Annotated in this window: 11 protein-coding genes; 5 read left to right on the forward strand and 6 right to left on the reverse strand. The window is 61.7% G+C overall.

Annotated features, from left to right (window positions below; genetic code table 11):
- Nucleotides 1-428: 428 nt before the first annotated feature.
- The 6 genes from CQ012_RS09740 to CQ012_RS09765 all read right to left on the reverse strand — a co-directional run bounded on the left by CQ012_RS09740 (nucleotide 429) and on the right by CQ012_RS09765 (nucleotide 8,945).
- The gene (locus CQ012_RS09740; RefSeq protein ID WP_146112944.1) at nucleotides 429-1,055 is read right to left on the reverse strand and encodes a hypothetical protein; all 627 of its coding nucleotides are present in this window, start codon (nucleotides 1,053-1,055) and stop codon (nucleotides 429-431) included.
- A gap of 195 nt (nucleotides 1,056-1,250) precedes the next feature.
- The gene (locus CQ012_RS09745) at nucleotides 1,251-2,732 is read right to left on the reverse strand and encodes a nucleobase:cation symporter-2 family protein (protein WP_105662042.1); all 1,482 of its coding nucleotides are present in this window, start codon (nucleotides 2,730-2,732) and stop codon (nucleotides 1,251-1,253) included.
- Between the two features lie 158 nt (nucleotides 2,733-2,890).
- Nucleotides 2,891-5,212: an FdhF/YdeP family oxidoreductase gene (locus CQ012_RS09750; RefSeq protein WP_105662043.1), complete on the reverse strand. Its 2,322-nt coding sequence runs from the start codon at nucleotides 5,210-5,212 to the stop codon at nucleotides 2,891-2,893.
- Between the two features lie 57 nt (nucleotides 5,213-5,269).
- Complete coding sequence (gene fdhD / locus CQ012_RS09755) at nucleotides 5,270-6,097, reverse strand: formate dehydrogenase accessory sulfurtransferase FdhD (RefSeq protein WP_105662044.1); 828 nt, start codon at nucleotides 6,095-6,097, stop codon at nucleotides 5,270-5,272.
- 170 nt (nucleotides 6,098-6,267) lie between these two features.
- Complete coding sequence (locus CQ012_RS09760) at nucleotides 6,268-7,926, reverse strand: BCCT family transporter (RefSeq protein ID WP_105656186.1); 1,659 nt, start codon at nucleotides 7,924-7,926, stop codon at nucleotides 6,268-6,270.
- Nucleotides 7,927-7,970: 44 nt separating this feature from the next.
- Nucleotides 7,971-8,945, reverse strand: a complete 975-nt coding sequence (locus tag CQ012_RS09765; RefSeq protein ID WP_105656185.1) for a flavin reductase — start codon at nucleotides 8,943-8,945, stop codon at nucleotides 7,971-7,973.
- Nucleotides 8,946-9,091: 146 nt separating this feature from the next.
- Here CQ012_RS09765 and CQ012_RS09770 point away from each other — a divergent pair, with 146 nt between their 5' ends.
- From CQ012_RS09770 to CQ012_RS09790, 5 genes are read left to right on the forward strand one after another with little or no spacing between them, the layout of a single operon-like run.
- Nucleotides 9,092-9,772, forward strand: a complete 681-nt coding sequence (locus CQ012_RS09770; RefSeq protein ID WP_286134632.1) for a GntR family transcriptional regulator — start codon at nucleotides 9,092-9,094, stop codon at nucleotides 9,770-9,772.
- Nucleotides 9,773-9,802: 30 nt separating this feature from the next.
- Complete coding sequence (locus CQ012_RS09775) at nucleotides 9,803-10,471, forward strand: amino acid synthesis family protein (RefSeq protein WP_105656183.1); 669 nt, start codon at nucleotides 9,803-9,805, stop codon at nucleotides 10,469-10,471.
- Nucleotides 10,468-11,019 carry an amino acid synthesis family protein gene (locus CQ012_RS09780; RefSeq protein WP_105656182.1) on the forward strand — a complete coding sequence of 184 codons (552 nt, stop codon included), beginning with the start codon at nucleotides 10,468-10,470 and terminating at the stop codon, nucleotides 11,017-11,019. The genes CQ012_RS09775 and CQ012_RS09780 overlap by 4 nt, the downstream gene beginning before the upstream one ends.
- Nucleotides 11,020-11,053: 34 nt before the next feature.
- Nucleotides 11,054-11,806, forward strand: coding sequence for an alpha/beta fold hydrolase (locus CQ012_RS09785; RefSeq protein WP_105656181.1), 753 nt, complete (start codon nucleotides 11,054-11,056; stop codon nucleotides 11,804-11,806).
- Nucleotides 11,803-13,287 carry an aldehyde dehydrogenase gene (locus tag CQ012_RS09790; protein ID WP_105656180.1) on the forward strand — a complete coding sequence of 495 codons (1,485 nt, stop codon included), beginning with the start codon at nucleotides 11,803-11,805 and terminating at the stop codon, nucleotides 13,285-13,287. The genes CQ012_RS09785 and CQ012_RS09790 overlap by 4 nt, the downstream gene beginning before the upstream one ends.
- The last annotated feature ends 4 nt before the right edge of the window (nucleotides 13,288-13,291 follow it).

A 13,291-nucleotide genomic window follows, 5' to 3' on the forward strand; every position in this document is an offset into this window, starting at 1 on the left:
ATTGGTTGGAAGTCCTACACAGTTCATCTGGCTGACTTCGCGCGAGTGCAGGCATGGTTCAGATCCATCTCGCGTGAAAGTGCTGAAAGGGATCATCGAGACTGCTCTCTACAAGAACTCAGTATTTAATCTGGAGGAAGACCTGCTCTCCGCAAGCCGGAGCAGGTGGCAGCCGATGAGGTCAATGAATTTGAGCACGCCCCAGTGCCAAGTTTCTACGACACCGAAAATCGGCGTGACTCCTATGTGTTCGCGTCTGAAACTGAACGGTCAATAACCGTGCGGGCGCGCTTCGAATTTGACTACACAAATACTGCACTGATCTAGTCAGCTTCCAATAGGAGCAACAGAACCCCTAACCGTATTGGCCAGGGGATTCTGTTGTTCTCAACCACGTGATAGCTCAAGAAACTTTGGTCACACAGCGGTCACTCGCAGCTTTGAGCTCTCCACTCGTAGCGGATATTTCCGACAACAGAAAAGCTTTTCGATGATTTCAAATCTGTCTTATAAATAACCCGAAGCTGTGAAACTTCAGCGTTTTCCACACCATTCTTCACGGCACCTTCGAGACCTACCTGCACATTTTCCCCGGCAGGGACTTCGATGGGACTATCTAAAGGTGCTAATCTCTTAGCGATTTCTTTGAATTCTGCCTCTTTGAGGCTCTCATTAGTCCACGCCATCAAGCTAGTCTCACCTTCGGGTAGCAGTGCTGCCACGGATCGCTTTGACTCCCAGCCCGTAGCCTCTACAGCTTGCACGTCAGTGATCCATAGCGGATCCTCTGAAGTGCTGGATGCTACATCGCCGACAAAGTTCTGCTCGTGAAATACTCCGCACAAAGTGTTTTCGACGTCGCCTTCAGGAGCGCCTAGGACCAATGCCCCAGTCTGCGTGGCTTGAACCCCGCCGCAAGCGGAAAGGGCACAAATAGTTGCTAAAGCAAGACAACCTGAATAGATCTTACGTATCATCATTTGAGCTAATGCTACCGGGATTCTGCCCCGGCCAATCGCGATGACCGCACGCGATTTACCTTTGATTAAAGTCATGTTCTTGTCGAATTTTAAACGTGGCTAAAATGTCCCACATTCTAGGCGAGCGCCAACGCGTCTGAATCCTCAGAATGTACCAGAATCCGACCGATGAATGGCTTGGAAACTGTTCATATTCAAGGTCAGGATGAACGGCTATGCGCCCAATCCTCGATTCAGATTTGGGCTCGGTAGACGAATGCTTTCGCGGGGCTAGCCCTGCGGCATCGGACGGTCACCGGCGTGGCCTGGCTGCTCGGAGATGACCTGGATTTCCAGGCCCTTCGAGTCGTACAGCTTGCCATCGATCAGGCGGTCGCCGTCTTCAAGGCCGGCCAGCTGGTACTTGTAGACGGTGCGCAGCGACGTTTCCTTCTTGCCCCAGTTCAGCTCGTTGAAGATGATGTTCAGCAGCACCGCCATGATGGTGGCCGAGGAGATGCTGGACTGGAAGATGGTGCCAACCCAGGCAGGGAATTCGGCGTAGAAGTCGGGCTTGACCATGGGAATGCAGCCGAAGGCCAGCGAGGTCGCGATGATCAGCATGTTCATGTTGTCATCCTTGGCCTTGGCCAAGGTGCGGATGCCTGCGGCCGCTACCGAGCCGAACAGCACCACGCCGGCGCCGCCCAGCACCGGGGAGGGGATGGAGGCGACCACGCGGCCAAGCACTGGCAGCAGGCCGAGGACCACCAGGATGCCGCCACCGGCGGCCACCACGAAGCGGCTCTTCACACCGGTAATGGCCACCAGCCCGACGTTCTGCGCGAAGGCCGACTGGGTGAAGGTGTTGAAGATCGGGGCGACGGTGGAGGAGAGCATGTCGGCGCGCAGGCCGTTGGCGATGCGTCGCGAATCCACCTTGGATCCGGTCACCTCGGCCACGGCGAGCATGTCTGCGGTGGTTTCGGTATAGGTCACCAGGATGACGATCATCATCGAGATGATGGCGCCGATCTCGAAGACCGGGGCGCCGAAGGCGAACGGAGTGGGAACCGCGAAAATGTCGCCGGTGAGCACCTGCGAGAAATCGGCCATGCCCATGAACACTGCCACCAGGGTGCCCAGCGCAATGGACAGCAGGATGGACAGCCGCGAGAGCGCAGGGATGCCGGACTTGGACAGCGCCAGCAGGATCAGCAGGGTAATGGCGGCCAGGGCGACGTTCTTGATCGAGCCATAGGAATCCCCTGCGCCCGCCCCGCCCATGGCCCAGTCGGCGGTGACCGGGAAGAGCGAGACGCCGATAATCGTGATCACCACGCCGGTGACCACCGGCGGGAAGAAGCGCAGCAGCTTGGCGAAGAACGGGGCAATGACGATGCCTATGGCGCCCGAGGCGAGCACCGCGCCGAAGACTGCCGGCATGCCTCCCCCGCCGTTGAGGATGGCGATCATGGTGGCCACCCCGGAGAAGGACGTGCCCTGGACCAGCGGCAGCTGGGCGCCGAAGAATGGCACGCCCAGGGTTTGCAGGATGGTGGCCAGGCCGCCGATGAACAGGCAGCTGGCGACGAGCACGCCCATTTCGGCCGTGTCCATTCCCGCAGCCCCGCCCATCACCAGCGGCGGAGCGATGATGCCGCCGTACATGGTCAGCACATGCTGGAAACCGTAGGCCACGGTTTTCGGCGCAGGCAGGCGTTCGTCTTCGGGTCTGATGCTCTCAGCGGATTGGCTGCGGGCAGCACTCATGGGGAATTTCCTCTTCGGTGGACTGCGAATTGGCGCACCCCATGCGTTCGGGATGCGCCCCGCCGTCAATTCTCCCGCACCAGCCCGCCAGGTGGACAACCGGTGAAGCGCAAATGGCTGCGAGGTGCATTACGTCAAGCGCTTAGCCTCGCCCCAGGTCAGCTATCCAGCGTGCGTCCAGGCTGCTGGGTGTGCTCGACGAAACGCACCATCATCGCCTTGAAACCCGGGGTGTTGGACTCGCGGGCCACCAGATCGCGGTGCACCAGCGCGTTGGCCTCCGGGTAGTAGGCCGCCACGCAGCCCTTGGCCGTCGGATAGGACACCAGGCGGAAGCGGTTCGCGCGGCGCTCGGAGCCGGCGAAGGTGGAAATCACGTCCACCAGGTCCCGGTCGCTGTACCCGGTCTCGGCCAGGTCCTCCGGGTTGATCAGGATGACGCGGCGGCCGTCCTTGATCCCGCGGTAGCGGTCATCGAGCCCGTAGAAGGTGGTGTTGTACTGGTCGTGGCTGCGCATGGTCTGCAGGATCAAGTGGCCCTCGGGAGCCTCCAGCGCTTCGAAGTCCGAGACGGTGAAGCGGCCCTTGCCGATGTCCGTGGCAAAGGAGCGGGTATCGCGCGGCGGATTGGGCAGCACGAAGCCGTTCTTCTCCCGCACCCGGGTGTTGAAGTCCTCGAAGCCGGGCAGCACCTTCTCGATGTGGTCGCGGATCACGTCGTAGTCCTCGGCCATGGCACGCCAGTTGACCGGGTGCCCATCGCCCAGGATGGCCTGGGCCATGCGGGCAACGATGACCGGCTCGGCCAGCAGGTGCTCGGAGACCGGGGTGAGCCGGCCGCGGGTGGACTTGATCACCGACATGGAGTCCTCCACCGAAAGGAACTGCGCACCGGTGGGGTGCTTGTCGTCCTTGTCGGTGCGGCCCAGGGTCGGCAGGATCAGCGAGGTCTTGCCGTGCACCACATGCGAGCGGTTGGGCTTGGTGGAGATGTGCACGGTCAGCTTGGCACGCTGCATGCCCGCCTCCAGCGCTTCGGTGTCCGAATTGGCCAGGGCGAAGTTGCCGCCCATGGAGACGAACACGTCCACTTCGTCCTTCTCGAAGGCATGCAGGGCCTCGGTGGAATCGTAGCCGTGGGCGCGCGGGGATTCGATGCCGAATTCGGCGTCCAGCGCTTCGAGCAGCTGCTCGCCGGGCTTCTCCCAGATGCCCATGGTGCGATCGCCCTGCACATTGGAGTGCCCGCGCACCGGGCAGGCGCCAGCACCTGGCTTGCCGAAGTTGCCCTGCAAAAGCAGCAGGTTGATGATTTCCTTCAGCGTCGGCACCGAGTGCGGCTGCTGGGTCAGGCCCAGCGCCCAGCAGATGATGGTGGCCTTGGACTTGGCAAGCAGCATCGCGATCTCGGTGATCTGGGTGCGGGTCAGTCCGGTGGCCTCCTCGGTAGCTTCCCAGTCCAAGGTGGCGCGCGCGGCCTGGTAGGCCTCGAACCCGTCGGTGACCGCGGCGATGAACTCGTGGTCCACCACGGTGCCCGGATGCTTCTTCTCTTCTTCGAGCAGCAGGTGGCCGAAGGCCTGGAACAGGGCCAGGTCGCCACCGACCTTGATCTGCAGGAAGTCGCTGGAAATCGGGTCGGCCTTGCCCAGCATGCCGCCCACGGTCTGCGGGTCCTTGAACCCGAAGAAGCCTGCCTCCGGCAGCGGGTTCACGGCAACGATGCGGGCGCCGCGCTTGCGCGCATCGGCCAGCGCGGAGAGCATGCGTGGATGGTTGGTGCCGGGGTTCTGGCCCACCACGAAGATCAGGTCCGCATGATCGAAGTCTTCCAATGACACGGTGCCCTTGCCGATGCCGATGGTCGGGTTCAGTGCGCTGCCCGAGGATTCGTGGCACATGTTCGAGCAGTCGGGCAGGTTGTTGGTGCCCAGCGAGCGGGCGAGCAGCTGGTACATGAACGCGGTCTCGTTCGCGGTGCGCCCGGAGGTGTAGAACACGCACTTGTCCGGGGTGGTCGCGTTCACGTGCTCGGCGATGGTCGAGAAGGCCTGCGCCCAACTGATCGGGGAGTAGTGGGTCTCCCCCTCGCGAATGATCATCGGAGCGGTGATCCGGCCCTGCGAGCCCAGCCAGTATTCGGTCTTGTCGCGCAGGTCCTCGATGGAGTGCTGCGCAAACCACTCCGGGGTGACGGTGCGGGCGCTGGCTTCCTCGGCGATGGCCTTGGCGCCGTTCTCGCAGAACTCGGCGGGCTTGCGCTTGCCGGTGATGGATTCAGGCCACGCGCATCCCGGGCAGTCGAAGCCGTCGTGCTGGTTGACGCGCAGCATCGAACGCAGGGTACGCGACGGGCCGGCTTCGGCGAAGCCGCGCTCCATGGATACCATCACGGCCTTCAAGCCGGCGGCGGCGTGCTTGGGTTCGCTGACCTTCAGTTCATCTTCGTTGATGTCCTTTTTGGGTGCCGAACGATGCATGAGACCCTCCTATTGGTAGCGCGGCCGGTACTGATATCCAGCTCACATATTACAAGGCTACGCCCTGATCACCCGATCCGCATGTGTATAAATGTTCACGCTGTGCCTGCGGGAAAAAGCGGCCAGCGTCAGACCCGATTCCTCGGCCAGGTCAGCGGCCAGCGACGAGGGCGCACTGACCGCTGCGAGCACCGGAATTCCAGCCATCGCGGCCTTCTGCACCAGCTCGAAGGAGGCGCGTCCGGAGACCTGCAGGACGGTGTCGCCCAGCGGCAGCAACCCGTCGCGCAGGGCCGCTCCGATGACCTTGTCCACCGCATTATGACGCCCGACGTCTTCGCGCAGGATCAGCAATTCCCCGGCGGTGGAGAACAACCCGGCCGCGTGCACTCCCCCGGTAGCGGAGAACAGCTGCTGCGATTCGCGCAAGGTGTCAGGCATGCCCAGCAGCGTTTCCAGCCCAACCCGCCCCGATTCCGGGGAGGGTGCGAAGGCGGCTTTCTTGCGCACTTCGTCAATGGAGTTGGTGCCGCAGATCCCGCATGCTGAACTGGTGACCACATTGCGGGCAGCCAGGAGATCAGGATGCTTCGCCCCCGCGCCCAGCTGCACCTCGATGACGTTATAGGTCTGGTTGCCTGCTTCATCGGTGCCGGCGCAGTAGCGCAGGGAGGCCAGATGCTCGGGCGCGGAAATGATTCCCTCGCCCACCAGGAATCCGGTGACCATGTCGAAGTCGTCGCCCGGAGTGCGCATGGAGGTGGTGTAGGAGGTATGGCCGAAGCGGATCTCCAGCGGCTCCTCGCCAGCCAGCTTCTCCTCGCGGACGCGGGAGCCCTCCAGCGTTGCCCTGACCACGCGGCGGCGCACGATCTTGCGACCCATTTAAACGCTCCTTGTGCTACATCTTGCGGCTTCCGCCGCTTGCCGCATACTGCTAGAGGACACTCTACGTTTACAGACCCCGGCTCGGCCAACCCCCATGCTGGATTGAGGCAAATCCAAGGCTCCACCGGGGCCGCAATTCGCTGGGCCCAACTATTTCGCGGTGCTGCCTAGCCTGCTTCGTTGCCGTCTCCACTCGGCGCTGCAGCTTCCAGCAAAGGTGCCTGCAGGCGCGTGTCGCAGCGCAGCTCCCTCATAAGCGACATCCCCAGCAGCGTCACAATCACCGTGAACGGCACCGCCGAGAGGATGGCTGCCTGCTGCAGGGCCTCGAGCCCGCCCACCAGCAGCAACACGATCGCGCAGACGCCGGTGAGAAGTCCCCAGACCACTAGGACCGGCCTCTTGGGGTACATATTTCCGCCGGAGGTCAGCGTGCCCAGAACATAGGTATTGGAATCCGCGCCGGTAATGAAGAACAGCACCACGAGAATTACTGTGAATGCCGAGGTCACTTCCGGTATCGGCAGTTCGGCCAGCATCGCGAAGAAGGTGCTGTTGGTGTCTTCCAACGTTGCCTGGCCGATCCCAGAGCTGCCGGTCATCTCCTGGTGGATCGAGGTGCCACCGAAAATGCTGAACCAGATGCTGAAGACCAGAGACGGGACACCCATCACCGCAATAACGAATTCGCGAATGGTCCGGCCCTTGGAAATCCGCGCCAGGAAGATGCCGACGAAGGCGCCCCAGCTCAACCACCAGGCCATCATGAAGTACGTCCACCATTGCATCCACTGCAAGTCTTCGGCTCCAGAGGGAGTCAGCAGCGCCACGGCCGGGAACTCGCCCAGGAACTGCCCCATGGAACGGAAATAGATGTTGGAAATAAATCCGGTGGGACCGGAAACCAGGACGAAAACCCCGATGGCGGCGGCACCGATCATGGTGCCCTGGCTGAGCCATTTGATGCCCTTGCCAACGCCGGAAAGCGCCGAGAGAGTGAATACGATGGTAACGCCTGCAATGATCACGATCTTGACGAACAGATCCGTGGGAATCCCGAACAGGCTGTTCAGCCCCTCGGCGATTTGCGAAGCGCCCAAGCCCAGGGAAGTGGTCGTGCCGAAGAGGGTGGCCAGCACGGTGAACACGTCAATGGTCTTCCCGAGCCATCCGTCCATGGATTTTCCAAGAACTGGCCTGAGCATCACCGAGACGAGTCCCGAGTTGCCCCGGCGGTGCGTCGAGTAGGCAATGGCCAGGCCGAACACGCCGAACAAGGCCCAGGCGTTCGGACCCCAGTCGAAGTACGAGAACTGCAAGGCCAGCACTGCCGCATCCATGCTTTCCGGCTCCGCCCGTCCGTGCGGAGGGACCATGAAGTGGCTCATGGGTTCGGCCGCGCCATAGCTGATCAACCCGATGCCCATCACGGCACCGAGAATCATCGCGATCCAGGCCCATGTGGAGAACTCGGGCCGGTCCGCGTCCTTGCCCAGCCTGATGCCTCCGTAGCGCGAAAAGGCCAGGAACAGCATCAGCACGATGCAGCCGAGAGTCACCAACAGGTAGCTCCAGCCAATGTACTGCGCTGACCAGGTGGATGCCCCGGACATCAGTTCATTGAGCCGGCCCGGTGCAATAGCCGCCCAGAGCACGAACACCACGACCAGCGCCAGCGAAACGAAAAGGACACTGCCCGGACGCTGGAGTTGCTTGTAGACCTGTTTCGATTCGTTCTTGTCCGCGGCCCGGCGCAATTTGCCGCCGGTGAGCGTGGGCCCTCCGCGTGGCCCCTTGCCCTGCTTTTCGTTGGTTTCGGTTTTCATGGCTCTCACACTTCGTTGTATTGGAGGAATCTGCCGACGCCGGGCTATAGCGCGGTCAGTTCGGCGCCGTCGTAGAACCGGCCGGCCTTGTAGACCATCGGCTCAAGCTGGGCGACTTCGGAATGCTTTACCTTGGCGATGAACACGGTATGGGTCTTGGCTTGGAAGCGCTCCTTGATTTCTGCTTCGATGGAAGCGGCCGAGCCATCGATCAGCGGGCTGCCGTTCGGCCCCTGATGCCATTCGAGCTCGGCGAACTTGTCATCACCCTTGGAAGCGAAGGTGCCCACGGTGTCGCGCTGCCCGTTGCTCATGATGTTGATGCCCAGATGGGTGGACTTGAACAGCGATGCATAGGTGCTGGTGGTCTTCTGCACGCACACCAGCACCAGAGGCGGCTCGAGCGAAACTGACACATATGAATTTGCGGCTAGCCCGCGAGGCTTGCCATGTTCATCCATGGTGGTCACGACAGTCACGCCGGTAATGAATTGGCGGTTGAACCCCTTGAGCGCATCGAGATTCGGCACGCCGCTCAAATCGTCCACTACCACGCCATCATCCGTGGACTCGAAGGCGGACTTGAGCGATGGGACCCCCACGTCTTCGAGCAGCTCGCTCTGGTCCCAAGTCACCTGCTCCGAGATGATTTTCCCGTCCTGGACTTCCATCAGGTTGGAACCGCGGGTCTCCACGGTGTTGCCCGTGGCCGGCACACCCTGCAGATCGTTGGTGAACGTTCCGGTGGTGTGCCAGAAAATCGCGATGGACTGCTCCTGCTCATCCACGAGCAGATGGTCGATTTTTGTCACCAGATCAGGGAAGGCCTCCCGCACGGACAAAATCTCTTGCTTCAGCTCTCGGATGGTGGTGACGTTTTTGGATTTCTTGCTGATTCGCCGGAAGTCCGCGTGGAAGATCTCGTCCAGTGCATCGACCTGGCCCCGATCCCATGCCGCTTCCCAGGCGTTGACGAGTGATTCTTTGACAGGCTGGAGTGAATTTACAATTTGTTGCATGCAAGAAATGCTAGCAAAGGTTGTGACGGAGTCAACATGTTTCAGGAAATTCTCTTAAATTTAGCGGATTCAAGGCGATTCCTTGAATTTCTGTTGCATACAAGAGAATCTATGGATAGAGTTCTTGTATGCAAGAGAGTTCAAGCGTGGAATCAAAAACCAGGAGCACCCCGGAGACGCCGTTGCTGGGCCGGCTCCGTCAAATGATCGTCACTGGAGTTGTTCAACCCGGAGACCTATTGGCAGAGACAGCCCTGGCGCAAGACTTCGAGGTCAGCCGTACTCCAATTCGAGAAGCATTGAAGCAGCTGGAGCGCGAGGGCCTAGTTGAGGTGCGTTCGCGGGTTGGAACATTCGTCAGGAAGCCCACCCAGCGCGAAATTCACGAGATGTTTTCCCTGAAGGAGGCCTTCGAGGGACTAGCCGCTGGCCTGCTGGCCAGACGTGGAGCCGTACCTGAATTGGAGCAGCTCAAGGAAAACGTTGCACGCAGCCAACGGGCCGTCGAGCGCGGCGACGCGGAACTCTATTCGCAACTGGTCCATGAATTCCACAGCACGTTGGTTGCCGGGGCTGACAACAGGAAGCTCACCGAGCACTATGACCTGTTGATGAACCAGCTGGCCTACCATCGCATCGTTTCGCAGACCCTGAGCTTGCCCGGGCGCTTGCAGAATTCGAAGGACGAGCACCAGGCAATCATCGACGCCATCAGCTCCAAAGATCCGTTGGCCGCAGAACTTGTGATGCGCAGGCATGTTGCCGCATCAAGCCAGTCGGCGGCCCTGGCCGCAATGAAAGAAGAAGACGAAGAACAACCGGGTTAGCCCCAAAATAGCCATGCAAAGGAATACCAGATGAATTCTCCACTGGCCCAGCCGCCTCAGCTCATTGATTTGAGCACCCGATCAACGCTCGAAGACTACCAGGATTTGGCCCAGGCCATTGGTTTGCGCAAAATCTCGTGCACGGTGGAAGAAGTTCCCCACCACGAATTAGGCAGCATCACCCGCGCGACCGCCACCGCAGTCATCCCCAATCCTTGGCTCGGCACCGGAACGTCGCAAGATTTATCCGAGCGGACCGAGGCCATCGCCCCATTGCTGGCCAAGCTGCTGTCGGATCGCCTGCTCAATGCCCTGGGCGGAGCCGAACAAGTTGAAGCTTTCGGCAAGGCCGCATTGGTTGGCAGCGATGGGGAATTGGAGCATGCCGGAGCGCTGATCCACACCCCGTTCTTCGGCAACCTGCTGCGCGAAGCCCTCGGCGGCACCTCGATCATCTGCTTTGTCGACGGTCGCGGCGTTCCTGGTGAATCCCTGCGAGTACCGATGTGGCATAAGACCGCAGCTGCCACCCGAACCCACTACCAGACCCTGGAGCTGTCCTTGCCCGATGCCCCGCATGCTGGCGAGATCGCGGTCATTGCCGCGGCATCAAGCGGCCCCCGGCCACATGCACGCATCGGCGATCGAACCACCGACCGAACGGTCACTTCCGAAATACTGAAGGGAATACAACTATGAACTACCGCAAACTGGTAACCATCGTCGAGGAAATTGCCACAGAGGGCGGACGCCCGGTGGATCCGGTAGCCCGCGTGGTCATTGTCGCCGCCGTATTCGACAACCCGTGGGCAGGGCAAGGATTCGTCGAGGACTTGAACCCGGGAATCGACTCGGCAGCCTCGGACCTCGGAGCGCTGCTGGCACCGCGGGTCATCGAAGCGCTGGGCGCCCCGCTCCAGGCCTATGGCAAGGCTGCAATCGTCGGCCTTGACGGTGAAGTCGAGCACGGCTCGGCCCTGATCCACACCCTGAAATTCGGCAACCACTTCCGCGACGCAGCCAAGGCCACCACCTTGCTGCCGGCCGTGGAAAAGCGCGGACAGGCCGGAGTGCAGTTCGACATCCCGCTCAAGCATTTCACCGATGCCACGATCCGCTCGCACCACCAGAGCGTCGAGGCCAGGATCGCCGATGCTCCGCATCCTGGCGAAATCCTGATCGCCCTGGCCGGCGCAACCCGTGGCCGGCCGCAGGAACGCCTGGCCCCGCTGTCCACCGAACAGTAGCAGAGCGCATCAGCCGGAACGGAGCGAAGCACGCATGACAAGCACGAAGCAGCCATTGGTTGTCCTCCTGCATGGAGTCGGATTGGACCGGGCCATGTGGAAGCCGCTGCGCGAGCAGCTGGCGCACGAATCAGTGGCCCTGGACCTGCCTGGGCACGGGTTACGCCCGCCCCTGCGCAGCGAGCAGAATCTGGCGAGCTTGGCCGCCGATGTGCTCGAACGCCTTGAAACTCGCGAGCCTGTGCATCTTGTGGGATTCTCGCTCGGTGCCTTGGTTGCCCAGTACCTTGCGCGCTTCGCTCCCGGGCGCGTGCTGACCTTGTCTGCGGTGAACTCCGTATGCCGGCGCACCGCCGAAGAGTCGGCCGCGGTGGAAGAGCGCCTGGCTACCGCCGGCACGAACTTCTCCCAGGGAGTGGACCGCGCCATCGAACGCTGGTTCCCGGCCGCGGCCACCACGGTGGACGCGCAGCTCATCGAGGCTACGCGCCAAACTATGGCGGGCAACGATCTCGAATCCTATCTGCACGCCTACGCGGTTTTTGCCCGCGGTGACCAGGAGATTGCCGGCGAACTCGATGCGATCAAGCAGCCGACACTGGCCATCACCGGCGAGCTGGATCCCGGATCGACCCCGCAGATGTCCCGCCGGTTGGTTGCCGCCGTGCCTCATGGGCGGCTGCGCATCATCCCCGGAGCACGGCACATGCTTCCGGTCGAGAATCCGCGAGCTTTGGCCGCGGAATTAAACAGTTTTTTCAGCGATAACGAAGGGAAACAGGCATGAGCGAGCGTTACATGCATTTCATCAACGGCGAGCACATTGCTCCCAGCGAAGACCGTTTCTTCACCAGCACCAACCCGGCGACCCTCGATGAGCTTTACGAGGCCGCGCGTGGCAATGCCGAAGACGTGGATCGCGCAGTCAAGGCCGCCCACGAGGCATTCTCCGCACCCTCGTGGAGCACCCTGAGCGCTACCGCCCGCGGGCATCTGCTGCGCCGCCTGGGCGATCTGATCGGCGAGAACGCCGAGAAGCTGGCCCGCTTCGAATCCCTGGACAATGGCAAGCTGCTGCGCGAAATGCGCGGCCAGCTGGCCACCCTGCCCGAGTACCTCTACTACTATGCGGGACTGGCTGACAAGGTGCAGGGCGCCCAGATCCCGAGCATGAACCCGGCGATCTTGAACTACACCCAGCGCGAAGCATTGGGCGTGGTCGGAGCCATTACCCCCTGGAACTCGCCGCTAACGCTGACCACCTCGAAAATCGCCCCGGCGCTGGCTGCTGGCAATACCGTGGTAATCAAGCCGAGCGAGTACACCTCGCGGACCGTGCTGCTGCTGGCAGAGCTGGCAGACCAGGCCGGATTCCCTCCGGGCGTCATCAACGTTGTCACCGGCTTTGGAGCCGAGGCCGGCGCCGCGCTGGTCAGCCACCCGCTGCTGGCCAAGATCTCCTTCACCGGTTCCACTGCCACCGGCTCGAAAATCGCCGCCGAGGCCGCCAGCCGCTTCATCGGCTGCACCCTGGAACTGGGCGGCAAGAGCCCGAACATCGTCTTCGATGACGCCAACGTCGCCAATGCGGCCATGGGCGTGGTGGCCGGAATCTACGCCGCGGCCGGCCAGACCTGCATTGCCGGCAGCCGGGTCTTCGCCCACAGGTCTGTCTACGACGAGCTGCTGGAACGGGTTACCGAACGTGCCAAGTCCATTGTCATCGGAGATCCGCTCTCCGATGCCACCGAGCTAGGCCCGCTGGCGTTCGCCGACCAATTGGAAAAGGTCGCTTCCTATGTGAAGATCGGCGCAGACGAGGGCGCCAAAGTACTGGCCGGCGGCACCCGCCCCGAAGGCCTGGACCTGCCGGGCTACTATTTCTCCCCCACCGTGCTCACCGACGTCAATAACGACATGCGCGTGGTCCGCGAGGAGATCTTCGGCCCGGTGGCTGCGATCATGCCCTTCGAGCACGAAGACGAGCTGCTGTCCATGGCCAATGACACCGAGTACGGGCTGGCCGCCGGCGTGTGGACGCAGAACCTTGCCCGCGCCCATCGCATGGCCCGGAGGCTGGAGGCCGGCACGATCTGGGTGAACACCTACCGCGCGATGTCCCCGATGTCCCCTCGCCAAGGCTTCAAGAACTCGGGCGTTGGCATCGAGCACGGCCTGGAATCCATGAACGAATACACCCGCCTCAAGAGCGTATGGATCAACACCGACGAGTCCCCCGTCGCAGATCCGTTTGTGATGCGCGGCTAAGGAA

The organism is Arthrobacter sp. MYb214 (assembly GCF_002979865.1).
GTDB lineage: Bacteria > Actinomycetota > Actinomycetes > Actinomycetales > Micrococcaceae > Glutamicibacter.